Here is a 24373-nt window from a genome sequence, read left to right as displayed (position 1 = left end):
CGTTGGGAGGGTGGCAGCCGGAGAGCGAACCGGCGGCCGGAGGGCACCGCGGTCGGGTGTTGCCGGCGCCGGGCTCGGGGCGGCCCGGGATTCCTGGGGGGTGCCGGGCCGCCCTATCTTCGAACGCGGCTCCTACAGGTTCCGGGTGAGCGTGTCGAGGGCGACTCGGCCGGGTTGGCCGGTCAGGTCCCAGTCCACCGCGCCGAGCAGGAACGCGATGATGGCGTCGGCGAGGATGCTGGCCCCCTTCCAGCGCGACGAGGCGTGGTCGTCGGGGTGGACCCGTTGGCGCAGCAGGAACCCGTCGAGCATGGCCTGCAGGACCGAGGACATCCGCTTGAACGTCCACTCTGGACGCATGACGAGGTCCAGGCCGTGGGCGAGGCGCCGGTAGATGTCGAGCCAGACGTGGATCGCCGCCCGGGAGTTCGGGAGCAGGGCGTCGGACAGCCGGGGGTCGCGGGGCAGCAGCGGACCCAGGTGCAGCACCAGGTAGCTGCGCGGGTGACGGGCGAGGTCGGCCAACAGGTCGTCGGCCGCGCGGGAGATGAGCCGGGAGACCGACGTGGCCGGTCCCGGTGCCGGCGGCTCCGGTTCGCGCAGCAGGGTGTAGACCACCGCGTCGGGGAGGAACTCGCCCCTGGTCGGCCAGCGGCTGAAGAACGCGCGCCGGCTCGCTCCCTCGCCGGTCCAGGTCTGCGCGAGGCGGATGACGTCCTCGGTCCGCAGCCAGTCCAACGCCTCGGGGAAGTGGACGTGGCGGAGGCGGCGGGACTGCCTCGGGTGGATCGGGTCGGACTGCAGGTACGTCTCGATCAGTTCGGCGGCCACGGCGAGAAACTGTTGAGCTGTCGCATCGTGGCGCGAGGGACGTGTTCGCTGACGCACCGGCGGTGTCCTCCAGAGGTCGGACCACGACAAGTGTGCGGGCAGGGGGAGCTCGATCGCTGCCCGGCAGACGAGTGAGCAGTCAACTACTCGCAGTGACTATCCTGAATGGACCGGTCACGGTCGTCGGTCAGCCCCCGCCGCCCGCGCCGAGGCGCTCGGCGAGCGCCCGCACCTCGTCCCGCAGGGTGTCGGGATACTCGATGGTGAAAGGACAGTCGAGCCAGGCGAGGACCCGTGCGACCCAGGCCAGCTGGTTGGCGCGCAGCACCATCCGCACGCCGTTCCCCACCTCCCGCAGGGTCGCCACGCTGACCGGGAGGCGTTCACGCACGGTGTCCAGCGGCGCGTGCAGCAGGACGCTCACCTCGTGCGGGTAGGGCACGTCGACCAGGCCCGACAGCACCCGGGCCGTCGGGTCGAAGTCCGCGGGTACCTCGAAGGAGCCGGCGATGGGTTCGACCGCGTTGATCCGGTCCAGGCGGAAGGTCCGGATCTCGCCGCTCTGCGAGTCGGATCCGATGACGTACCAGCGCCCGAAGTGGAAGACCAGCCCGTAGGGCTCGAGCCTGCGCCGGCTGGAGGCACCGCGCCAGGCGGTGTAGGTGACCAGGACCGGCTGACGACGGTCGGCCGCGTCGGCCAGGGCCAGCAGGACCGCGGTGCCGGGCGGGCTCGCCGCGCCGGCCCGACCGGTGAGGTCGGCGGCCGCGAGCAGGGCCTCCAGGCGTTCGGCCAGCGCCGGGGGGAGCACCCGCCGGATCTTCGCCGAGGCGCTCGCGGTGGCCTCGGGGGCCTCGGTGACCAGGCCGACCCGTTGGCCGGCGGCCAGGCCGAGCACGACGGCGACCGCCTCCTCGTCGGTGAGCATCAGCGGCGGGAGCTTGAACCCCGGCATCAGCCGGTAACCACCGAAGCGGCCGCGGCGAGCCTCGATCGGGATGCCGAGGTCGGTGAGGTGCTCGGCGTAGCGGCGCACGGTCCGCTCGTCGACGCCCAGCCGTTCGCCCAGCTCGCGGGCGCTGAGGAGGCCGCCGCCCTGGAGGATCTCCAGCAACGCGAGGACGCGCGCTGTGGGGCGGGTCACACCGCTCATGATATCGGGCGGCTTCTGTCCGGTATCGAGCCTAGGGCGCGTCCGCACGGTCCCGGTCGATGGGCTTCGTGATCCAGGTCGTCGCTGGCAAGGCGGAGGGCAGGCCTCGTACCGGGTTGTACTCGGCCTGTCCGACAACGCCGCCAGCGGCGAGCTGGGCGCGAAGACCGCGACCGAGGGCTGTGCGGACGTGCCCTAGCGTGCGCGCATGACGACCTACGTCCTGATTCCCGGCTACTGGCTCGGTGCCTGGGCCTGGCGCCCGGTCACCGAGGCACTGCGTGCCCGGGGTCACGAGGTGCACGCGCTCTCCCTCACCGGGATGGCCGAGCGCGTCCACCTCGCCACGCCCCAGACCGACCTCGCGGTGCACGTGACCGACGTGCTCAACCTGCTGCACTACGAGGACCTCACCGACGTCGTCCTCGTCGGCCACAGCTACGGCGGCGCCGCGGTGATCGCCGGCGTCGCCGACCGCGCTCCGAAGCGGATCGCCCAGCTGGTGTTCGTGGACACCGGTCCGCTGCCCGACGGGATGGCCATGGCGGACTTCGGGGCCGAGGAGCACGAGGCCAACGCGGCTCGGGTCGCCGCCGAGGGGGACGGGTGGCGGCTGCCCCCGCCGCCCTGGGAGCAGCTCGCCTCGGCGGTCCCGGACCTGGACCAGGCGGTGCTCACCGCGCTGCGCGAACGCGCCGTCCCCCAGCCGTGGGCCACGGCCACCACACCGGTCTCGCTGACCGGGCAGTGGGAGACGCTGCCCCGGCTCTGCGTCGCCTGCGAGTTCACCGAGGAGCAGGCACGGGGCTGGGCCGCCGAGGTCCCGCTGTTCGCGCACATGGGCGGTGACCGCTGGACCTACGCCGAGCTGCCCACGTGGCACTGGCCGATGTTCACCGAGCCGGCCGCGCTCGCGGAGATCCTGCTCGGGGTGTCGTAGGGCGCGTCCGCGCCGTCGGCTCGGCCGTGCTCGGGTCGAGCGGCCACGGGTGTTTCGGGTACCTGCCGCGCAGCTCCGAACGGACCTGGTGGTACCCGGTGCGCCAGAACGACTCGAGGTCACGGGTGACGGCGACCGGCCGCCCGGCCGGCGAGAGCAGGTGCAACAGCACCGGCACCCGGCCGTCGGCGACCGTGGGGGTGGCGGTCCAGCCGAAGACCTCCTGCACCTTCACCGGGAGCACCGGCTCCTCGGCCGAGTAGTCCAGGCGCACCCGGTTGCCGGAGGGGACCGGCAGCCGCTCCGGCGCCAGCTCGTCCAGCCGCGCCGCGGCCGGCCAGGGCAGCAGGCGGGAGAGCCCGGCGTGGGTGTCCACCCGGGCGAGGTCGGCCCGGCGCCGGGCGTCGGCCAGCTCCGGACCGAGCCACAGCGGCGCCGCCTCGAGCAACGCCGCGTCCGAGACATCGGGCCAGGGGGCGCCCAGCGCGCGGTGGAGCAGGGCCAGTCTCGCCCGCAGCCGGGTGGCGGCTGGCGGCCAGGGAAGCAGGGCGAGCCCCTCGCCGCGCAGCCCGTCGAGCAGCGCCTCGCGCACGGCCGTGCGGTCCGGCTCGGCCAGCCGGCGCTCCCGCAGGACGATCGCACCGAGGCTGGTGATCTCGCGGGCCACCACGTCGCCGTCCACCCAGGCGATCTGCTCCTCGGTGGACAGCATGGCCGGGGCGGCCCGGACGGCCAGCTCCTCGTCTGCCCGGGCGGCCAGGCGGATGGTGCCGTGGCTGCGGCCCGGCTGCCGGTCCGCGCTCGCGACGGCGAGCCACTCGCTGTCGGCCGCCCCGGCGAGCTCGACCGCCGTGCCGCCCGCCATGAGGTAGCTCCGCGCGCCGGGTGCCCGTCGCCGGGCCAGCCGCTCGGGGTGGGCGAGCCCGACGACCAGCGCCGGGTCGGCGCTCCCGGTGCCGGGCCGGTCCGGCACCAGCTCGCGGAGCCGCCGCACCTCCCGGCGCCACCGCCGGGCGCGGTCGGTGGCACCCCCGCGCAGGTCGCGCAGGGCGTCGGACAGGTCGGTGCCCGTCGCCAGCGTGTCGTCGTCGAGCAGCGCGACGACCTCGGCCGCGGCGGTGGTCCCCATCGCCTCGGCCCCGTCGAGCAGGGCCCTGGCCAGCCTCGGGTGCAGGCCGATCTCCGCCAGCCGCCGGCCGCGTCCGGTGACTCCGCCCGTGGCGTCCAGGGCGCCGAGCGCGGACAGCACCGCGCGTCCGGCCGCCAGCGCCCCGGCCGGCGGCGGGTCCCACCAGTCCAGGCCGGTGCCCTCCGGCGTGCCCCAGCAGGCCAGCTCGAGCGCGAGCCGGGTCAGGTCGGCCGTCCTGATCTCCGGGTCCGGCTGGGCGGGGAGCGTGGCCTGCTCGTGCTCGGGCCAGCAGCGGTAGACCCGGCCGGGCCCCTCCCGCCCGGCCCGCCCGGCGCGCTGCTCGGCCACCGAGGCCGACACCCTGGTCGTGGCCAGGCCGCCCAGTCCTCGCCGGTGGTCCATCCGCGGCACGCGAGCCAGCCCGGAGTCCACCACCGCCCGCACGCCCGGCACGGTCAGGCTGGACTCGGCGACGGCGGTGGCCAGCACCACGCGCCGGGAGGAGCCGGGTACCAGGGCCGCGTCCTGGCGCGCCGCGGACAGCCGGCCGTGCAGCGGGACCACGTCGAGGCCGTCGAGCAGCGCGGTGGTCCGGGCGATCTCGGCCACGCCCGGCAGGAACGCCAGCACGTCGCCGTCCGTCTCGGCCAGGGCGCGCCGGACGGCCCTGGCCACACACGCCTCCACGCGCTCGCCCCGCGCCGGCGGGAGGTGGCTGACCGAGACCGGGTAGGTCCGGGCGAGGGCCCGCACGACCGGTGTCGCCTCGCCCAACACCGCCGCGAGCCGGTCGGTCGCCACCGTCGCCGAGGTCGCGAGCAGGCGCAGGTCCGGACGCAGACCCGCCCGCGCGTCCAGCAGCAGCGCCAGCAGGAGGTCGGCGTCGAGGTGGCGTTCGTGGCACTCGTCGAGCACCACGACGTCCGTGCCCGGCAGGCTCGGGTCGCCCTGCAGCCGGCGCACCAGCAGGCCGGTCGTGACGACCTCGACCCGCGTGGACCGGGACACCTTCCGGTCACCGCGCACTGCGTAGCCGACGGTGCGGCCGACGGGTTCGCCCAGCAGCGCGGCCATCCGCGTCGCGGCCGCGCGCGCGGCCAGCCGCCTCGGCTCGGCGACCACCACGCGGCCCTCGACGCCCTCGGCCAGGGCCAGCGGGACGACGGTCGTCTTCCCGGTGCCCGGCGGGGCGACCAGCACGGCGCGGCCGCTGTCGGTGAGCGCGGCACGCACGTCGTCGAGCACCGCGCGGACCGGGAGATCGGGCAGCCGCATGCCACGAGTCTGCCCGGTGACCGGGGCTGCGCGGACGCACCCTCGCCCCGCCTTGACACCCTCTCGAATGTTTGTTCGAATGGCGCGCGTGATCAGGAGCCCCTACCCGGACGACACGCCCGAATGAGGCTCGAGATCATCGCCGCCCTGGTGACGGGTTTCCTCAACACCGCGGGCGGCGGCGGAGCGGTGGTCACCTTCCTCGCCCTCAGCGCCTCGGGCGTGCCGGCGATCACCGCCCACGCCACCACGCAGCTGGTCACGCCGGTCTCGTTCCTCGGCGGGTTCCGCCTGCTCCGAACCCATGGCCCGGGTTCGCGGCCGCTCGCGGCGGGCTGCGCCGGCACCCTCGCCGGCGTCGCGCTGCTCGTGCTCGCCCCACCGCAGACGTTCCAGGCGGTCGCGCCGTGGTGCCTGCTCCCGGCAGCGGTGCTGGTCGTCGTCCAGGAACCGGTGCGGCGGCTGGTCCGCCGCGCCGGCCGGACGCTGGGCCCGTCCGCCACCGCCGGGGCCACGTTCACCTGCGGCGTCTACGCCGGGATGGTCGGCGTCGGCACAGGCACGCTGGCCTTCGCGGTGCTCGCCCTGGCGCCGGGGTTCGCCGCCATGCCGGCGCGGGACCTGATGCGCACCCGCAACGTGCTGCTGCTGGTGATGGCCGTGCTGGTGAGCGTGGCGTTCGCGCTCACCGGGCTGGTCGACTGGGGGCTCGCCGCCCTGCTCGCCGCTCCCGCCGCCGCGGGCGGCTGGCTCGGCACCAGGGTGGTCGGACGGCTACCCGTGCCGGTGCTGCAGGGGCTCGTGGTCGCCACCGCCCTCGGCGGGACGGCCTGGCTGGTGGCCACCGGCTGACCGGCGGGCGCCGGTCAGCGCGCGCAGGCGGGAACGCGCTCCCCGGTAGCGGTCGAGCATCCAGCGCACCCGCGGGGCGTGCCCGTGGCGCCGCGCCAGCACCTCGCGCAGGCCCGCCCGCCGCAGCTCCTCGACCACCCGCTCGTGCTCCTCGGCCGACCGGGCCTGTTCCTCGGCGAACCGCGCGCGCTCCCGCTCCACCAGGCGCAGGGTCGCCGCCAGGGCGTAGACCGCCGCGTCGGCCAGCTCGGCGGGGTCGGCTCCGTCCGGGTGGGTCTCACGCCGCTCCTCCCCGTCCGCCGGCAGCAGGTCGGCCAGGTCGCCGACGACGTCGTAGCCGGCCCGCCGCAGCGCCGCCACGGCCTGCTCGCTCCACCGCCGCACCCAGTCGCGGTCGCCGGCCGGGAGGGTCAGCGGCACCGAGCCCGGTCGCGACGCCAGCACCTCCACCGCGAGGAAGGTCTTGACCAGGCTCTCGTACGCGGGCCAGGGGAGGTCGTCGGCCACGCCGGCGCTGTTCAGCAGGCGCAGCAGCGTGGTCTCCACGACGCCGGTCGAGGGGTTGCGGACCTCGTCCTCGTCCTCGCCCAGCGCCGGGTCCACGCCCAGGACGCGGGCGAAGCGCGACCACAGCGCGCCCGCGGCGGCGCCCCGAGGCAGCGGCAGGACGTGGACGCGGTCCGGGGGCAACCCGGCGGACCAGGTCCGCAGCACGGCGGGGACGTCCTGGTACCCCCAGAAGGTCCGCGCGTGGTAAGGGTCGGTGTCCTCGTCGAGACCGCGCAGCGAGCGGGAGAACTCCGCGAAGGTCAGCTGGCCGCGGTTCTTGACGTCCTCCTGCCAGACCGCGGGCAGTTGCCTGGCCAGGTCGCGGGCGGTGCACACGAGGTGCACCTCGGCGTCGCCGAAGGACGCGAGGGCGCGGGCCGCCGTCCGTTCGTCGGCGGGGGCGAGCATCTCGTGGGAGACCACCGAGGTCCCGGGCCAGGCCCGGACCTGCTCGGCGAGGCGGTCCCAGGACCCGGGCACGTCGGGGTCGCTGTGCCCGTGGAAGGTCAGACCGAGCAGGTCGAGCGTGGCGAGGAACTGGCGGTCGGGCCGGTCGCCCGGGTACAGGACGCCGGCCACGGCGAGCGGTTCGCGGTTGCGCCACAGCACCTCCTGCAGGTACGTGGTCCCGCTCTTCGGGGTGCCGACGTGCAGGTAGACCCGCCGCGTTGGTTCGGCCACGGCGCCCCACCATAGGCGAGGAGCGGCCGGCTCGCCCGCCCGCGCGACCTTCCGGGTGACCGAGAGAGACCATCCCGGTCCTCACCATGATCATCGGACACGCCACAAACGGGTCCGAAAAGGACAGGGCGGTCGCGGTTCACTCGAGAATGACCATGGGGCTCATCCCCGTCCGTTGAAGTCCATCCCGCAGCTGGGCAACGCTCGGCGCAGCCCGTCCCCTTTGGAGGCTCTGTGACCGTCGAGCGCAACGACACCGTCCTGGACTACCCGCTACCGAATCCCTCCGCGCTGGAGCCCTCCCCGGAGTGGGAGCGGTTACGGGCCGAGTGCCCGGTCGCCCGGATCCGGCTCGCCAGTGGTGACGAGGCCGTTCTGCTCACCCGCTACGAGGACGTCCGCGCCGTCCTGTTCGACCCGAGGTTCAACCGCCAGCTCGACACCGCCGACGCGGCGAGGATCTCCGACGAGGAGGACGGCGGCCTCTTCGGCGGCGAGGTGTCCATCGCGTCCGGACAGGGGCACGAGCGGTGGCGCAAGCTCGTCAGCCGCTACTTCACCGCCCGCCGGATGATCGAGATGCGGCCGCGGATCGAGGCCAAGGCCGAGGAGCTCATCGACCAGATCTTGGAGAAGGGGCCGCCGGCCGACCTCAGCGAGGAGTTCGGCTTCCCGCTGCCGGTATGGGTGATCGGCCTGCTGCTCGGCGTTCCCGAGTCCGACCGGGACCGGTTCGGGCACTGGTCGAACGTCATGGTCAACATGTCCCGGTTCACCCAGGACGAGATCAACTCCTCGCAGGCCGAGTTCGCCCAGTACCTCATGGAGCACATCGGCAAGCTCCGCGAGAACCCGGGCGAGGACCTGATCAGCTCGCTGATCGAGGTCACCGACTCCGGTGACGGACGGCTGAGCGAGACCGAGCTCCTGCTGACCGCCCAGGGGCTGCTGATCGCCGGCCACGAGGCGACCTCGAACATGATCGGCAAGATGGTGGCGATGCTGTTGGCCGAGCGCGAGCGCTGGGAGCGGCTGCTCGCCGACCGCTCGCTGATCCGCTACGCGGTCGAGGAGATCCTGCGCTTCGACGTCAACCCCGGCTTCGGTATCCCGCGCTACGTCAGTGCCGACATCGACCTGTCGTTCGGCACGCTGCCCGCGGGAACCACGGTCATCTGCAACATGGGTGCGGCCAACCGGGACGGCAACATGTTCACCGATCCGTCCACAATGGATCTCAATCGGGCGCCAAACCCGCATGTCACCTTCGGCGGTGGCCAGTTCTCGTGCGTCGGCGCGTCGCTCGCCAGGACCGAGCTACAGGTCTCGCTTGAGATCCTGCTCCGTCGCATCCCGACGCTCGACCTGGCCGTGCCGAGTGACGAGCTGCGTACGCACGAAGGACTTCTCGTCGGCGGCTTGGACGAAGTACCCGTCCGCTGGTAATCGCAACAGGACAAAGGGGATAGACGGTGGACAGTTCGTTCAAGCCGGGTGGATGTCCGGCATTCCCGTTCGCACGCGCGCACGCCTACGAGCACCCGGAGCTGTACAACCAGCTCCAGGAACACGAGCCGGCCGCGAAGGTGACGCTGCCGACCGGTGACGTGGTCCGGTTGGTCACCCGGTTCGAGGACGCGAAGGAGATCCTCATCGACCGGGAGAACATCTACAGCCGCAAGCTGCTCTGCGAGCCCGACGCGCCGTGGTTCTCGACGCTGCGCCCGCCACCCGGCATGCTGACCACCAGCGACCCGCCGGAGAACATGCGGCTGCGGCGGCTGGCCGCCGGTGCCTTCACCGCGCGGAAGGTCAAGGCGATGGAGCCGCAGATGCAGGCGACCACCGACCGGCTGCTCGACGCGATGGAGGAGATGACGCCGCCGGTCAACCTGGTGGAGACCCTCTCCCTCCCGGTGCCGATCGCGATGATCTGCCAGCTGCTCGGCGTGCCGCCGGACGGCGAGGCCCTCGTACACGACTGGTGCAACTCGCTGCTCACGGTCACGGCGGACTCGCCAGAGGAGCTGATGGCCCAGCAGATGAAGATGGCGGGCTACATCCTCGAGCTGGCTGAGTTCAAGCGCAAGGAGCCGAGCGACGACCTGATGGGCATGCTCGTCAAGTCGATGGACGAGGGCAAGCTCAACGACGGGGACCTGGTCATGCTGATCATGTTCCTGTGCATCGCGGGCCACGAGACGACGCTCAGCATGATCAACGGTGCGGTCGTGACGCTGCTGGACAACCCCGAGCACCTCAAGCGGTTCGTCAGCGACCCCTCCTGTGTGGACGCGTATGTGGAGGAACTGATCCGGATCAACCCGATCGGGGACGGCGGTCCGCTGGCGATCCTCACCGAGGACGTCGAGATCGGCGGCACGAAGATCTCGGCCGGGGAGGCCGTGCTCGTGCCGGTCGGTGCCTGCAACCGGGACAAGCGGCGCTACGAGAACCCGGCGGAGTTCATCCCGGAGCGGGACAACCGTGACCACCTCGGCTTCGGCGGCGGGGCGCACTCCTGCCTCGGCGCGCCGCTCGCCCGCGCCGAGCTGCGGATCGTGCTCACCTCGTTGTTCAAGCGGTTCCCGACGCTGCGCCTCGCGGTTCCCCGGGAGGAGCTCCAGCTCAAGCCGACCATGTCGCTGCACACGCTGCACACGCTCCCGATGACCTGGTGACCGCCATGACCACGATTCCAGCCGAGATGACCGCGGTCGTGCTGACCGGGTTCGGCGGTCCGGAGGTCCTCGAGGTGAACCAGGTGCCGGTGCCCGAACCCGGGCCCGGCGAGGTGCTGGTGCGCGTCCGGGCGGTCTCCGTCGGCCGCACGCTGGACCTGGCCACCCGGGCCGGTCGGCTGCCCTTCGCGCGGGCGGTGCGGTTCCCGCACCTCCTCGGCGCCGACCACGTCGGCGAGGTGGTGGCGAGCGGTCCCGGGGTCCCCGTGACCGCGCCGGGGCAGCGGGTCGTGGTGTTCCCGGTGCTCAGCTGTGGCCGGTGCGCCGGCTGCGACCAGGGGCACCAGGAGCGGTGCGGCGGGCTCGAGCTGCTCGGCGTGCACCGGCAGGGCGCCTACGCGCAGTACTGCGTGGTGCCCGAGGCTGCTGTGCTCCCGGTTCCGGACGGTGTGTCCGACCGGGAGGCCTGCGCCCTCGCGCTCAACGGCGCGGTGGCGCACCGCCAGCTCGAGGTCAGCGAGGTCGTGCCCGGGGACTGGCTGCTGGTGCCGGCCGCGGGCGGGGCGCTGGGCTCCGCGGTGGTGGCGATGGCTGTGCACCGGGGGATTCGCGTGGTCGCGGGTACCCGGCAGAGCTGGAAGCACGACCGGTTGCGTGCCCTGGGCGCCGAGCTGGTCGTGGACACCACCGACGCGGGCTTCCCGGCCCAGCTCGCCGCGGCCACCGGCGGCCGCGGCGTGGCCGCGGTGATCGACAACGTGGTGGACGCTCCCGTGTGGAGCCGCCTGCAGGAGGTGCTCGCGACCGGCGGCTCCGTGGTCTGCTCGGGCGCCCTCGAGGACGCCAGGGTCGAGGTGGACCTGCGGGCGATGTACCTGCGTAGCCAGTCGATCCGCACGGTGCGGACCGCGCGTCCGGCCGACTTCGAGGCCACCTGGAAGGACGTGGCGGACGGGCTGCGGGTACCGGTCAACGCCGAGGAGTTCACCCTGACCGAGGCCGCCGGCGCCCACCGTCTGCTGGAGACCGACGACACCTTCGGCCGGGTCGTGCTCACCGTCGAGTAGCGAGCTCTGGTCGCGGCGCCTCAACCCGGCCGGATCATCCCGTACTTGTCGAACAGCAGTCCCGCCGCCTCCGGCGTGAGCGCGCCGGAGGCGGCGAGGCTGTCGGCCTCGACGAACCACCCCTCGGGCCCGGCCGGGTGGAACATCGTCAGGTGTCGGCCGCCGGCCGGGCCGGCGGTCAACCGGTGCGGCTCGCCGCGCGGCACCTTCACCACGTCTCCCGGACCGCAGGTGAACAGCTCCTCGCCGCAGCGGAACTCGTAGGTCCCCTCGAGGACGTAGAAGTACTCGTCCTCGTTCACGTGAATATGGGTCTCCGGTCCCGACAAAGGGTTCATGTTCATTTCCAGGAGAGCGAAACCCTGGCCGGTGTCGGTCGCGTCGATACGAATGAGGCCGTTGAGGAAAGGCAAGGAAAAATGCGCGGTCGCCAATTTCTTGCTCATGTCCGGAATCCTACCCAAGAATGGCTGACCGACTGCCGGTGCTTGACTCGGTCTCGAGTGGGCCGGCTGGAACAGAATTAGGATGTCATCGTGACAGCAACCGGTCTGAACCACGTCCTGCCCCGGTTGAGGGTGTCCACCAGGTTTGTCTCGGACAATTCTTTCGGACCGGAGGAGATTCCGGTACCCCAGCGGGTCAGCGCCTGGCTGCACCATTCCGCGGGAATGGTCGCGTGGGGTGCGGCGGCGAGTTTCACACCGGCCGGTGCCACCCGTTTCGTCGCGGCCGACGAATGGTGGCGAGAAGTATGCGCGCGGGCCGAGGTGGACGACCGGGTGGGCTCGTCCCGCAGCGGCCTGGTCGCGTTCGCCAGCTTCGCCTTCGCCGCCCACCCCGGGCACTCGGTCCTCGTCGTGCCGGAGACGGTCCTCGGTCGCGACGAGGCCGGCACCTGGGTGACTACGGTGCGCCTGGACGGCGTGCCGCCCGCCATGCGGGCCGCCGAGCCCGTGCGCCGGCCCGGCCGGGTGCGGTTCGTGGACGCCTCGGTCTCGGCGCACCGCTACCGCGAGGTCGTCCGGGCCGCCGTGGCCCGCATCGAGGCGGGCGAGGTGGACAAGGTGGTCCTCGCCCGCGACCAACTCGCCGTGGCCGAGGGCGACGTCGACCCGCGTCACCTGCTCGGCCGGCTGGCCGCGGCCAACCCCGGCTGTTGGACGTTCTGCGTGGACGGCCTGGTCGGCTCGACACCGGAGATGCTGCTGCGCCGCACCGGCGACGAGGTCTTCTCCCGGGTGCTCGCCGGCACCGCCTTCCCCGGCCGCCGCTGGCCCGACGGCGTGCCGCCCGAGCTGTCCGACTCCGGCAAGGACCGCGCCGAGCACGAGTACGCCGTGCGCTCGGTGCTGGGCGGGCTCGAGCCGTTCACCGGACGGCTCGTGGCCGGCGAGCCGACCGTGCTGCGGCTGCCCACCCTGGTGCACCTGGAAACCGACGTCCGCGGGGTACTCGCACCGGACGCACCCGGCCTGTTGTCCATCCTGGACTCCCTGCACCCCTCGGCCGCGGTCGGCGGCACCCCGACCGACGCGGCGCTCGAGCTGATCGCCCGCCTGGAGCCGTTGGAGCGCGGGCGCTACGCCGGACCGGTCGGCTGGATCAACGCCGACGGCGACGGCGAGTTCGGCATCGCACTGCGCTGCGGCCAGCTCGACGGCCCCCAGGTGCGGCTGTTCGCCGGATGCGGCGTGGTCGCCGAGTCCGACCCGGACACCGAGGCGGCGGAGGCCGGCGCCAAGTTCCGTGCACTGAGCGACGCGCTGCTCGCCGAGCAGCCGGAAGAACCCGACGAGGGGACCACGATGACCGCGACCACCCACACCGCGACCCACTTCCCCCACCTTGTCGACGACCTGGCGCGGGTGCGCCAGCTGTTGGCGGCCACCGTGCGCGTGGGCGACCAGCGCATCAACGAGCCGTGTGCCAACCTCGTCCGCAACAACGGCAGGTTGTTCCGGCCCACGCTCGTGCTCACCTCCGCCTACCCCTTCGCCCCGCCCGGCCCGGCCAGCGAGCGAGTGATCACCGCTGCCGCGATCGTCGAGCTGTTGCACGTGGCGACGCTGTACCACGACGACCTCTGCGACTCGGCGCAGACGCGCCGCGGCCTGCCGACGGTGAACGCGCTCTACGGCGACACCGTCGCGCTGCTGTGCGGCGACCACCTGCTCGCGTGCTGTGTGGAGCTGTTGGGCGGGCTCGGCTCGGACGCCGTGCTGCTGTTCGCCGAGACACTCAAGGGGCTGTGCAACGGGCAGTTCCTGGAGACCGTGGACGTCGGCGACCTCGACCGGGGCGAGGCGGCCTACTTCGAGTCGATCGCCGGCAAGACGGCCAAGCTCATGTCGAGCAGCGCGGCGCTGGGCGCCATGCAGGCCGGTGCCGGGCCGCGCGAGCAGAAGGTCATGGCCAGCTACGGCCATCACCTCGGCATCGCCTTCCAGATCTGGGACGACCTGCTGGACCTGTGGTCCGCCGTGGACACAGGCAAGCCGCGCTTCGGCGACCTGCGCAACGGCGTCTACACCCTGCCGGTCATCCACGGCCTGCGCGACCAGCCGGAGCTCGCCGACCTCCTCCTGGCCCAGCCGCTCACCGACGAGCACTGCGGGCGGATCCTCGCGCTGCTGGACGAGGCCGGTGCCCGGGAGAGCTCGCTCGCCGCCGCCCGCGAGCACGTCGGCGCCGCGCTCGGCTCGCTCGCCGAGCTCGGCGACGACCTCGTCGCCGAGGTGGCGCCCCGGTTGCTCGGCGTGGCCCGGGAGCTCATGCCCGAGGTGGAGCAGCTGCTGGTCGCCGTGCTCGGTGAGGACGGTGGCCGGTGACCCAGGTGGACAACCGGCTGGAGACCGGTGCCCGGGAGACGTTGCGCCGCGCCACGGGCTGGCTGCTCGACGCCCAGCACGAGGACGGCTGGTGGTGGGGGCACATGTTCACCAACGTGACCCTCGACGCCGAGGACCTCCTGCTGCGCGAGCTGTACGGCGTGCGCACCCCCGAGCTCACCGCCGCCGCGGCCAACTGGATCCGCGCCGAGCAGCGCGACGACGGCACCTGGGCCACCTTCCCCGGCGGTCCGGGGGAGCTGTCGACCACCGTGGAGGCGTACTTCGCGCTGCGCCTCGCCGGTGACGACCCGGACGCGCCGCACATGGCCAAGGCCGCCGCGTTCTGCCGCGCCAACGGGGGTATCGAGCGGACCCGGATGGCCACCCGGATCTGGCTCGCGGTGTTCGGACTGTGGCCATGGGAGGACCTGCCGGTGCTGCCGCCGGAGATCATGCTCGTGCCCCGGCGGGCACCGCTCGGCGTGCCCTCGTTCTCCGGGTGGTCGCGGATCGCGCTGATCCCGCTGTCGATGGCGCGCGCGGAGCGCCGGGTGCACCGTCTGGACTTCGACGTCGACGAGCTGCGCTCCGGTGTGCCGCGGCCGGCGCCCGACTACCCCGCCCTCAGCGTGGAGAACGCGTTCGTGCGGATCAACGGTCTGCTCGAGCACTACGAGCGCCGCCCGCTGCGCCGGGTGCGGGCACTGGCCATGCGCCGCGCGGAGAACTGGATCGCCGACCACCAGGAGGTCGACGGCACCTGGCTCGGTGTGCACCTGCTGTCGGTGTTCTGCCTGCTCGGTATGTGGGCCGCCGGGCACCCCGTCCACCACCCGGTGGTGCGCAGGGCGTTCGCCGGGCTGACGCGCTTCGAGGTCTGGGACGCGGACGAGTCCAGGCCCCGGCGGCGCATGGAGTGCGTGACCGGTCCGGTCTGGGACACCAGCCTCTCCGTCATCGCGCTGACCGACGCCGGTGTCGACCCGGCACACCCCGCCCTGCGCCGAGCCGCGGACTGGCTGATGGCCGAGGAGATCGGTGACCGCGGCGACTGGACCCTGCGCCGTCCCGGCCTGGCGGCCAGCGGGTGGGCGTTCTCGTTCGACAACGACATCTTCCCGGACTGCGACGACACGTCCACAGTGGTCAGCGCACTGGGCCGCGTTCGCGGGGCGGACCAGACCGCCCGCGCCGCGCTCGCCGGCGCGCGCCGCCGCGGGGTGGACTGGCTGGTCGGCATGCAGTCCACGAACGGCGGCTGGGCCTCCTACGACGCGGACAACAACTCCACCATCGCCGGCAAGCTCCCGTTCTGCGACTTCGGCGAGGCCACCGACCCGCCATCGGCCGACGTCACCGCGCACGTGCTGGAGGCGCTCGCGGCCGAGCTGCCGGCCGGTCACCCCACGCTGCGGCGCGGTGCGCTGTGGCTGCTGCGCGAGCAGGAGGAGGACGGCGCCTGGTTCGGGCGGTGGGGCGCCAACTACGTCTACGGCACCAGCGCCGCGGTGATCGCCCTCGTGGCCGTCGGCGTGCCGGCCGAGGGGCGCGCCGTCGCACGGGCGCTGGACTGGTTGCGCCGGCACCAGAACGACGACGGCGGCTGGGGCGAGGACCTGCGCTCCTACCACGACGAAAGCTGGCGCGGGCGCGGCGTCTCCACGCCGTCACAGACCGCCTGGGCCCTGATGGCACTGCACGCGGCCGGGTACCCGGCCGAGGAGGACCGCGTTCGCCGCGGCATCGCCTGGCTGGTGGACAACCAGCGTTCGGACGGGACCTGGGCCGAGGACGTCTTCACGGGGACGGGCTTCCCCGGCGACTTCTACATGGGATATCCGCTGTACCGGCAGATCTTCCCGGTGATGGCGCTCGGCCGGTACCTCGGCAGCGGTGCTCAGGCCTCGTCGACCGTGATGGCCAGGTAGCACATGTCCACCCGGAGCAGGTCCTGCACGGCGGCGCAGAAGGCCCGGATGGGGCCGTGTGCCCGCCGCAGCGCCGTCTCGGCGAGGTGCTCCTCGTCGGGTCCGAGGAGCCTCGCCCGCCCCGGCACCGGGGCGGTGAGCGGGACACCGCGCGGCGTACACGCGGCCAGCAGCACGGTGCCGTCGTTGCGCAGGCGCTTGATCTTGCCGGAGGCCCGCTGGGTCCGTGCGTACATGACACCGTCGCGGACCGCGGCCCAGACGGGTGTGGCCACCCGTCGTCCGTCGCGCCGGAACGTCACGAGGACCGTGTGGCGTCCGCGTGCGGTGCGCGGATCCTTCGCGCTGTCGGCCGGCAGCGCGTCCAACATCTCGATGATCGAGGCTGAGGGCCGGCTCAGCCGGTCCGCGACCCGGCCGCCGGGGAGCTTGCGACCCGGAACCGGCCTGGACCACCGGCGTGCGCGGGGCGTGGAAGGGGCTTCGCCACTCATGTTTGGCAATTCTGCTGACCAGGGGCCGTATCGCGCTCGAGCGGTCCTCAAGACACCTTCGGAGGGACCATGCGCAACGACCCGCGGCAGTACGACGAGCTCGCCCACCAGTGGTGGGACCCGCGCGGGCACTTCGTGTCGCTGAGCTGGATCGCCCGGTCCAGGGCGGAGCAGATCCCGAACGCCACGCGTCCCGGCGCGGTGCTGGTCGACGTGGCGTGCGGCGGCGGGCTGCTGCACCCGCACCTGGAGGGCAAGGGATATACCCACGTCGGGGTCGACCTGTCCGAGGAAGGACCGAAGGTCGCACGTGGACACGGCGTCGACCACGTGGTACGCGGCGACATCAACCACATCCCGCTCGCCGACGGCAGCGCCGACGTGGTGGTCGCCGGGCAGTGCCTCGAGCACGTGGCCGACCCCTACGCGGTCGCGGTCGAGTGCTGCCGGATCCTCAAGCCCGGCGGCACGTTCGTCCTCGACACCATCGCCGACACGGCACTGGCCCGGCTGTTCATCATCACCATCGGGGAGAACCTGCCGCTGCCCGGCATGGCCCCGAAGGGGTGCCACGACCACCGCCTGTTCGTCAACCCCGACCGGCTCGCACAGGCGTGCGCGAGCGCCGGCGTCCCGCTGAAGCTGCGAGGGCTGTTCCCCAGCGTGCTCGATTTCCTGGGGTGGTTCGTGTACCTGCGCAAGGAGGTCCGCATGCGACCCGTGCGGGCGACGAACGTGCTCTACCAGGCCGTCGGCACCAAGGTCGCGTGAAAGGAACGCCATGACACAGCAAGCGCTCCCCGCCCGTCCGGTGGGAACACTGGCCGCCTGGGTCCAGGCGGCCGGGCCGCCGCTGATCGTGGTGATCGTGCTCCAGGCCGGCTACGGCCTCACGATCGCCGACCAGATCGCCCCGCTGTCCCCAGGGCGGGTCGCGATCACGCTCGCGCTGTTCGTGCTGGACTCGATCGGCCGGCGGCTGATCAACGACTACGAGGACCACCGCAGGGGGTTGGACACGCCGGGCACGGTGCGGCCGGACAGCTCGCTGGCGCTCGGGCTTCCCATGCGGCAGGTGCGGTTGGTCGGCATGACGTGCTTCGCGTTGGCCTGGGTGCTGGCCGCCTACCTCGCGCTGACCATCCAGCCGTGGATCCTCGCGCTGGCGGCGCTCTGCTACGTCGCGTACTTCGCCTACGCGGGCGGACCGCGCCCGCTCGGCCACCGCGGCCTGGGCGAGCTGATCGACTTCGTGGTCACCGGCACCGCGGTGACGCTGCTGGTGGTGCTCGCGAACGTGGGCCGGGTGGACGTGGACGGGGTGGTGGCCGCGCTCGGACCGGGTTTCCTGTTCTGCGCGTTGATGATGCACAACAACGCCCGCGACGTCCCGAAGGACTCGGCCGCGGGCAAGATCACGCTCCCGAAGATCATCGGCCTGACCCCGACGAAGGTGCTGTACGTGGCGGCGGTCACCGGCTTCTACGTGGTGGTCACGGTCGTGGCGCTGCGGTGGGGCACGCCGTGGACACTGCTGCCCCTGCTGACCCTGCCCTGGGCGGCCCACGTCGCACTGGCCGTGGCCCGCGCCCGCGAACTGGGCGAGTCGATGATCTCGTGGAGCAGGCTGTACTTCGTGATGATCGCCAACTTCGCCCTCTTCACCCTGGGCGGGGTGCTCTCCTGACCTCAGGCGAGCAGCGGGAAGATGGACAGGTCCGCCCGGCCGGTCGCGCTCTCCACGAACGCGACCGGCCCGGCGATCCCGACCAGCACGTCGACCACCCGGTCCACCGCCTCCGGCGCCGGGCCGGGGCCGGGTACCGCGTGGCGCAGGTCCAGCAGGTGGATCGTCGCCTCGACGAGGCGGGTGAGCAGGTAGTCGGGGAGCGCGATCGTGCCGCCCACGGTCCCGACCGTCACCTCGCCGGCCGCCTCGGCGCGGTCGAGCACCGCCGGGCCGTCGCCGGCGAGGGAGGCCACCAGGGGAGCGGGACCGGCCGCCGCCGCACGCCGGGCGACCGCGTCGACCTGCCGTGCCGCCTGCTCCCGGACACCGGCGAACGAGGCGAAGTAGGCACTCGCGTCCGCGCGTTCGGGGGCGGTGCCGGGAAGGGGCTCGTCGAGCAGGCCGGCGAGCACCTCGACCGACCGGGCCACATGCGCGTACAGCGTGAGCACGTCCCACCCGGTCAGCCGGGTGGGACGCGCCCACTCCACATCGGACAGTCCGGCGCCCACCTTTGCCCACTGTTCCCACGCCTGCCGCACGAGGGTCAGGTCACTGGTGGGGGTTGTGCTCACAGGGGGTACACCATCGAGTTCACGACCAGGTCGCCGTCGTAGACGGCGACCTTCTCGGCGAAGCGGAGGCGGTCGCCGGCGGGGGTGAGGCGGTCGCGGTAGACGCCGCTGGCGAAGACCGTGGTCTGGGCGCCCTCCAGGGACTGGGTGACCACGAACGACGCCGTCGCCAGGAAGTCGCCGCCCTGCCTGGTCAGGCGGAGGCCCGACACGACATGGCGCATGGTGCGCGGCGCGTAGACCGACACCTCCTTGATCGCGTGCACCCGGTCCCGCAGGCCGGGTACCCCCTCGCAGCGCATCAGCGCCAGCGGGAGGCCTGCCTTGTCGTTCTCCGCCGACATCACCCGGACCAGGCAGTCGTCCTCGAACAGGTGGATCCAGTCGTCGAGGCGCTGGGTGTCGAGCAGCTCGGTGTAGTCGGTGTAGAGCTGGTAGGCACGCCACCACTCGTCGAGCGTGATCGGGTCGCCGCTCACCAGCCCATCACCTCCCGGTAGTGCACGTAGAACGCCCGCACGGCGGCCTCGGTGACCATGTGCTCCTCGTTGCCGACGCCGCGGCCGCCCATCTCCACCACCCCGGTCTCCTCGGGTGCGCTGGCCAGCCCCTGCTGGTGGTAGGCGAGCACCTCCCAGTCGTCGACGCCGATCAGGCCGGCCGGCCCCTGCAGGTTGGCCTGCCGCAGCCGCCGCAGCGTCATCTCCTCGTCGTCGTCGGCGTACCCGAAGTAGGTCCACAGCAGATCCGTCACCCCCGCCGACCGGGGCGCCATGTGCCGCATCGCCAGCGTGTTCGTCTGCTGCTGCACCATGACGTTCGGCCACAGCGTGTGCATGACCACGGTGTTCTCGTCCGGGAACTCCTTGGCCGGCTGCAGCATCGTCGAGTCGTTCAACACCAGCCGCTCGTCGAACGTCTTGATCTGCGCGGTCACGTCGTTGGGTGCCTGCTGGCCGCGGCGGGACACCAGCGCGGCGTGCTGACCGGTGGCGTCCATCACCACCCGCGAGGGCTGGTCGGCCCGGAACAGCCCCAGGCTCACCAAGAACACGTGCAGCAGGCTCGCGTGGTAGGGGTCCTTGATGTTCTCGAAGACCAGTTTCCAGTTCGCCGGAATTCGGTGCCGCTGGTATCCGATGACGCGCAGCTCACGTCCGTCGAAAACGCGGTCGAAATAGTGCAGCATGTCCGGGCCGAACGATTCCTCGAATGTCGGCGGATTCTCCGCCGCACTCGCGAAAATAACGCCGTTGCGTTCGGTGGTCCGGTATGTGGTGAGGTTGTGGTCGCTGAGTTTGAAATCCTCGGGCATTCCACCGTTGCCGCGCACGCCGCGCTTGAACGACACGCCGGTCAGCCGGCCCTCGAGGTCGAACGACCACTGGTGGTAGGGGCAGACGAAGGTCTTCGTGTTGCCGCGCTCCTCCATGCAGAAGGACATTCCGCGGTGCGAGCAGCGGTTGGCCACCACGCTGACCCCGCCGGACTTCGTCCTGGCCACGACGACCGGCTGGTTGCCCACCCAGGAGCGGACGAAGTCACCCCGCTCGGGGAGCTCCGTCGACAGCGCGACGTAGTTCCAGAACGGACCGCCGAATATCTTCTTCTGCTCGAGCTCGAAAACGCGTTCGTCCGTGTACACCCAGTGCGGTATTCGGGAGGTGTCCGCACTCGGCCAGGTATGTCCCAGCGGCCCGGCATGATGTCCGTTCGTGGTGCTCTCGCCTAATCGCATCACAGCTCCAGTCGGCTGGCGGAATACCTGCCCGTCACGGAAACGTAGTCGACGTTTCGAGGCGGACGTCAGCGCCGCGAGAGCCAGGCGACCCGCGTTCGAGCCGCATTCGAGAGCCGGGGCGAGAACACGCGAGCCGCCGGCGCACGTCGGCGCCGGCGGCTCGGAGGGGGATCAGAGGGCCTGTTCGAGCCGGGTCGCGAGCACCTTCACGAACCGCGACGGGTCGGCGAGCTCCCCGCCCTCGGCCAGCAGCGCCATGTCGTACACGAGCTGGGCGCTCTCCCGGAGCCGAGCGTCGTCGTCGCCGCGCTCCGCGTGCGCCGCCCGCAGGGCGCCGACCAGCTGGTGGTCGGGGTTCAGCTCGAGGATGCGCTTGACCTTCGGCAGCTCCTGCCCCATCGCCCGGTACATCTTCTCCAGGGTGGGGGTCATGTCGTGCTCGTCGCCGACGATGCAGGCGGGGGAGGTCGTCAGCCTGGACGACAGGCGCACCTCCTTGACCGTCTCGGCGAGGGCGGAGGCCATCCAGGTGAGCAGCGGTGCGAACTCCTCCTTCCGCTCCGCGTCGTCGGCCTTCTCGTCCAGGTCGACCTGTCCCTTGGCGACCGACTGGAACTGCTTGCCCTCGAAGCCGGTGACCGACTCCACCCACATCTCGTCGATGGGGTCGGTGAGCACGAGCACCTCGTAGCCCTTGGCCTGGAACGCCTCCATGTGCGGGGAGTTCTCGATGCTCGAGCGGGACTCGCCGGTCAGGTAGTAGATGTGCTCCTGGCCGTCCTTCATCCGCTCGACGTACTCGCGCAGCGTCGTGGGCTTCTCGGTGTCGTGGGTCGAGTCGAACGAGCAGATGTCCAGAATCGCGTCCCGGTTCGAGACGTCGGAGACCAGGCCCTCCTTGACGACCTTGCCGAACTCGGTCCAGAACGTCCGGTACTTCTCCTGCTCGAGCGACTTCACCGTGGAGAGGACCTTCTTCACCAGGCGTCGCCGGATCAGCTCGATCTGCCGGTCCTGCTGGAGGATCTCCCGGGACACGTTCAGCGACAGGTCCTGCGCGTCGACCACGCCCTTCACGAAGCGCAGGTACTCCGGCACCAGCGCCTCGCAGTCGTCCATGATGAAGACCCGGCGCACGTAGAGCTGCACGCCCCGCTTGGCCTCCCGCACGAACAGGTCGAACGGCGCGCGGGACGGGATGAACAGCAGCGCCTGGTACTCGAAGGTGCCCTCCGCCTGCAGCCGGACCGTCTCCAGCGGCGGGCTCCAGTCGTGGGAGACGTGGCGGTAGAACTCGGTCAGCTCGTCCTCGGTGACCTCGGCGGCCGGGCGCGCCCAGAGCGCCTTCATCGAGTTGACGGTCTCCGTGGACTCCTCGCCGGCCATCCTGATCGGCCAGGTGATGAAGTCGGAGTACCGCTTCACGATCTCCCGGACCTTGGCCGGGGAGGAGTAGTCGTGCAGGTTGTCCTCGGCGTCCTCCGGCTTGAGGTGCAGGGTCACCGCGGTTCCCTGCGGGAGGTCGGCGGCCGGTTCGATGGTGTAGGTGCCCTCGCCGTCGGACTCCCAGCGCACGCCCTCCTCGGCTCCGGCCCGCCGGGTCGTGAGCACCACCCGGTCGGCGACCATGAAGCTCGAGTAGAAGCCGACGCCGAACTGCCCGATCAGGTCGGCGGAGACGGCCGCGTCCTGGGTCTCCCGCAGCTTCCGCAGCAGCTCGGCGGTGCCCGACTTCGCGATCGTGCCGATCAGGCTGACCACCTCGTCGCGGGTCATCCCGATGCCGTTGTCCCGCACGGTGAGGGTGCGGTTCTCCTGGTCGGTCTCGATCTCGACGTGCAGGTCCGCGGTGTCGGCCTGGAGGTCCTTGTCGCGGTAGGTCTCCAGGCGCAGCTTGTCCAGCGCGTCGGAGGCGTTGGAGATCAGTTCCCGGAGGAACACGTCCTTGTTCGAGTAGATCGAGTGGATCATCAGCTGGAGGAGCTGGCGCGCCTCGGACTGGAACTCGAGGGTCTCGGTCACGGCATTTCCTTCTGGTGTCGCGAACTCTCCGTGATGGTAGCCAGCCGTTTACAGGGGATTCCATCTGGCGTTAGTCTGCAAGATGTTGCAGTATCTTGCGCAAGACGCTCTCGACGAGGAGAGAACGGTATGCGACACCCCTCCCTGCGCTCGACGGTCGCCGCCGCCGCGGCGGCACTGGTGACCGGCGTCCTGTCCGTCCCCGCCGCCACCGCCGATCCCCCCGCGCCGGCGGCCCCGGCCGGTGTCCACCGGGCTGACACCGGCGTACCCAACGGCGACGTGATCGCCAACCTGTGGGCCTGGAACTGGCGGTCGGTGGCCGCCGAATGCACCAACCACCTCGACCCCGCCGGCTACGGCGCGGTCTGGGTCGCGCCGCCCGCCGAGTCCCTGCGGCACCCGAGCGGGGTGTGGTGGGACGTGTACCAGCCCTACAGCTACCGGCTCAACAGCCGGTTCGGTACGCAGGCGCAGTTCGCCGCCATGGTCAACGCCTGTCATGCGGCCGGCATCGACGTCTACACCGACGCGGTCGTCAACCACACCGCCGCCCAGACCGGCACCGGCTACGACGGCACGGTCATCAGCGACAAGTACGACCCGCCGATGTACGACCGCGGCGAGTACAACGTGGACGTCTGCAACCGCGACATCAGCAACTGGGGGGACCAGTGGGAGGTCCAGCACTGCGAGCTGCTGGACCTGCCCGACCTGAAGACGAGCAGCGCCGGCGTCCGGGCCAAGATCGCGGGCTACCTGAACTCCCAGCTGGCTCTGGGCGTGGACGGGTTCCGGGTGGACGCGGCCAAGCACGTGCCGAGCGGCGAGCTGGCCGCCATCGTCGGACAGCTGAACAACACCACCTCCGGCGCCCGGCCCTACGTCTTCCACGAGGTCTTCCCTGGCGAGCCGCCGGCGCCCGGCGACTACTACGGCAGCGGCGACGTCCTGGACTTCTTCTACGCCGACCGGATGAAGAGCGCCTTCCAGGGTGACATCGCGAGCCTGGCGAACTTCGGGCCCGGCCAGGGGATCCTGCCCGCGGCCAACTCGGTCTCGTTCGTCACCAACCACGACACCGAGCGCAACGGCCGGCACCTGACCTACCGCGACGGCGCGACGGCGGTGCTGGCCAATGTCTTCCAGCTGGCCTGGAAGCACACCACCCCCGCGATCTACGCCGGGTTCGAGTTCAGCAACCCCGAGGGCGCGCCACCGAACTCGGGCGGCTTCGTCACCGACACCACCTGTGGCAGCGGCTGGTACTGCCTCAACCGCGACCAGGCGGTCGCCGGCATGGTCGGCTGGCACAACGCGGTCGGCTCCGCGAACGTGGCGAACTGGCAGTCCCCGGCGGCCAACGTGATCGGCTTCGGCCGGGGCGCGGTGGGCTTCGTGGTCATCAACAACACCGGCGGCACCCACACAGCGCAGTACACGACCGGCCTGCCGGACGGCTCCTACTGCGTCGTGACCACGAGCTGCGCGAGCCGGGTGACCGTCACCGGCGGGCGGGCGACGGTCACCGTGCCGGCGAAGAGCGCCGTCGCCTTCCACACCGGTTCCGGCCAGCAGAACCCGGGCCAGGTCGCCGCGCGGTTCACCGTCCAGGCCACCACGACCCTCGGGCAGAACGTGTACGTGGTGGGCAGCGTGCCCGAGCTCGGCAGCTGGGACCCGGCCCGCGCCGTCCCGCTGACCACCGACCAGTCGACGTACCCGCGCTGGAACGGCGCCGCGAGCCTGCCCGCGAGCACCGACATCGAGTACAAGTTCGTCATCCGCCAGGACGGCCAGCCGGTGATCTGGGAGACCGGAGCCAACCGCACCACCCGCACCCCGGCCCAGGGCGGGCACACCGTCGACGGCGGCACGTTCCGCCGGTAGAC

The 24373-nt window shown here is 72.0% G+C and carries 20 protein-coding genes; 10 read left to right on the top strand and 10 right to left on the bottom strand.

The window, feature by feature from the left end; all coding sequences use genetic code 11:
- Nucleotides 1–132: 132 nt before the first annotated feature.
- Nucleotides 133–831 (bottom strand): hypothetical protein, encoded by a 699-nt coding sequence (locus BU204_RS21450; protein WP_075127506.1) that lies wholly within the window; start codon nt 829–831, stop codon nt 133–135.
- Nucleotides 832–1018: 187 nt separating this feature from the next.
- Nucleotides 1019–1975 (bottom strand): helix-turn-helix transcriptional regulator, encoded by a 957-nt coding sequence (locus BU204_RS21445; protein WP_075127505.1) that lies wholly within the window; start codon nt 1973–1975, stop codon nt 1019–1021.
- A gap of 217 nt (nt 1976–2192) precedes the next feature.
- On the opposite strand from BU204_RS21445, the gene BU204_RS21440 reads away from it, so the two are divergent.
- Nucleotides 2193–2924 carry an alpha/beta fold hydrolase gene (locus tag BU204_RS21440; RefSeq protein ID WP_075127504.1) on the top strand — a complete coding sequence of 244 codons (732 nt, stop codon included), beginning with the start codon at nt 2193–2195 and terminating at the stop codon, nt 2922–2924.
- Here the strand turns inward: BU204_RS21440 and hrpB are convergent.
- Complete coding sequence (gene hrpB, locus BU204_RS21435) at nt 2878–5328, bottom strand: ATP-dependent helicase HrpB (protein WP_075127503.1); 2451 nt, start codon at nt 5326–5328, stop codon at nt 2878–2880. The genes BU204_RS21440 and hrpB overlap by 47 nt on opposite strands.
- A gap of 123 nt (nt 5329–5451) precedes the next feature.
- On the opposite strand from hrpB, the gene BU204_RS21430 reads away from it, so the two are divergent.
- Complete coding sequence (locus tag BU204_RS21430) at nt 5452–6180, top strand: sulfite exporter TauE/SafE family protein (RefSeq protein ID WP_075127502.1); 729 nt, start codon at nt 5452–5454, stop codon at nt 6178–6180.
- On the opposite strand, the gene BU204_RS21425 is transcribed toward BU204_RS21430, so the two are convergent.
- Nucleotides 6103–7410 (bottom strand): hypothetical protein, encoded by a 1308-nt coding sequence (locus BU204_RS21425; protein WP_075127501.1) that lies wholly within the window; start codon nt 7408–7410, stop codon nt 6103–6105. The two genes, BU204_RS21430 and BU204_RS21425, sit on opposite strands and share 78 nt — an antisense overlap.
- Before the next feature lie 234 nt (nt 7411–7644).
- Between BU204_RS21425 and BU204_RS21420 the strand changes: the two genes are divergently transcribed.
- Genes BU204_RS21420 through BU204_RS21410 form a run of 3 tightly spaced genes read left to right on the top strand, consistent with a single transcriptional unit; the run spans nt 7645 to nt 11158 of the window.
- The gene (locus tag BU204_RS21420; RefSeq protein WP_075127500.1) at nt 7645–8856 is read left to right on the top strand and encodes a cytochrome P450; all 1212 of its coding nucleotides are present in this window, start codon (nt 7645–7647) and stop codon (nt 8854–8856) included.
- Between the two features lie 26 nt (nt 8857–8882).
- A complete protein-coding gene (locus tag BU204_RS21415; protein ID WP_075127499.1) occupies nt 8883–10091 on the top strand; it encodes a cytochrome P450 in 1209 nt (402 codons plus the stop codon).
- A 5-nt stretch (nt 10092–10096) separates the two neighbouring features.
- A complete protein-coding gene (locus BU204_RS21410) occupies nt 10097–11158 on the top strand; it encodes a quinone oxidoreductase family protein (protein ID WP_233160447.1) in 1062 nt (353 codons plus the stop codon).
- 20 nt (nt 11159–11178) lie between these two features.
- On the opposite strand, the gene BU204_RS21405 is transcribed toward BU204_RS21410, so the two are convergent.
- The gene (locus BU204_RS21405; RefSeq protein WP_083661496.1) at nt 11179–11604 is read right to left on the bottom strand and encodes a cupin domain-containing protein; all 426 of its coding nucleotides are present in this window, start codon (nt 11602–11604) and stop codon (nt 11179–11181) included.
- A gap of 90 nt (nt 11605–11694) precedes the next feature.
- On the opposite strand from BU204_RS21405, the gene BU204_RS21400 reads away from it, so the two are divergent.
- A complete protein-coding gene (locus tag BU204_RS21400) occupies nt 11695–13989 on the top strand; it encodes a chorismate-binding protein (protein WP_083661495.1) in 2295 nt (764 codons plus the stop codon).
- Complete coding sequence (shc, locus tag BU204_RS21395) at nt 13986–15920, top strand: squalene--hopene cyclase (RefSeq protein ID WP_083661494.1); 1935 nt, start codon at nt 13986–13988, stop codon at nt 15918–15920. The genes BU204_RS21400 and shc overlap by 4 nt, the downstream gene beginning before the upstream one ends.
- Here the strand turns inward: shc and BU204_RS21390 are convergent.
- Nucleotides 15890–16414, bottom strand: a complete 525-nt coding sequence (locus BU204_RS21390) for a PPOX class F420-dependent oxidoreductase (RefSeq protein WP_083661493.1) — start codon at nt 16412–16414, stop codon at nt 15890–15892. The two genes, shc and BU204_RS21390, sit on opposite strands and share 31 nt — an antisense overlap.
- A 69-nt stretch (nt 16415–16483) precedes the next feature.
- Between BU204_RS21390 and BU204_RS21385 the strand changes: the two genes are divergently transcribed.
- Complete coding sequence (locus BU204_RS21385) at nt 16484–17185, top strand: methyltransferase domain-containing protein (protein ID WP_075127495.1); 702 nt, start codon at nt 16484–16486, stop codon at nt 17183–17185.
- A 10-nt stretch (nt 17186–17195) separates the two neighbouring features.
- The gene (locus tag BU204_RS21380; RefSeq protein ID WP_083661492.1) at nt 17196–18101 is read left to right on the top strand and encodes a prenyltransferase; all 906 of its coding nucleotides are present in this window, start codon (nt 17196–17198) and stop codon (nt 18099–18101) included.
- 2 nt (nt 18102–18103) lie between these two features.
- On the opposite strand, the gene BU204_RS21375 is transcribed toward BU204_RS21380, so the two are convergent.
- The 4 genes from BU204_RS21375 to htpG form a co-directional block, all read right to left on the bottom strand.
- Complete coding sequence (locus BU204_RS21375) at nt 18104–18718, bottom strand: maleylpyruvate isomerase N-terminal domain-containing protein (protein WP_075127493.1); 615 nt, start codon at nt 18716–18718, stop codon at nt 18104–18106.
- On the bottom strand, nt 18715–19197 hold the full coding sequence (locus BU204_RS40175) for an aromatic-ring-hydroxylating dioxygenase subunit beta (RefSeq protein ID WP_158073488.1): 483 nt from the start codon (nt 19195–19197) through the stop codon (nt 18715–18717). The genes BU204_RS21375 and BU204_RS40175 overlap by 4 nt, the downstream gene beginning before the upstream one ends.
- Nucleotides 19194–20363 carry an aromatic ring-hydroxylating oxygenase subunit alpha gene (locus BU204_RS21365; protein ID WP_198942943.1) on the bottom strand — a complete coding sequence of 390 codons (1170 nt, stop codon included), beginning with the start codon at nt 20361–20363 and terminating at the stop codon, nt 19194–19196. The genes BU204_RS40175 and BU204_RS21365 overlap by 4 nt, the downstream gene beginning before the upstream one ends.
- Nucleotides 20364–20630: 267 nt before the next feature.
- The gene (htpG, locus tag BU204_RS21360; RefSeq protein ID WP_075127491.1) at nt 20631–22481 is read right to left on the bottom strand and encodes a molecular chaperone HtpG; all 1851 of its coding nucleotides are present in this window, start codon (nt 22479–22481) and stop codon (nt 20631–20633) included.
- Between the two features lie 129 nt (nt 22482–22610).
- Between htpG and BU204_RS21355 the strand changes: the two genes are divergently transcribed.
- A complete protein-coding gene (locus tag BU204_RS21355; RefSeq protein WP_075127490.1) occupies nt 22611–24371 on the top strand; it encodes a carbohydrate-binding module family 20 domain-containing protein in 1761 nt (586 codons plus the stop codon).
- Nucleotides 24372–24373: the final 2 nt, after the last annotated feature.

Source organism: Actinophytocola xanthii (assembly GCF_001921205.1).
GTDB classification, from domain to species: Bacteria; Actinomycetota; Actinomycetes; order Mycobacteriales; family Pseudonocardiaceae; genus Actinophytocola; species Actinophytocola xanthii.
The sequence above is the reverse complement of the archived record's forward strand: the minus strand, read 5'-3'. Positions and strand labels throughout refer to the sequence as shown.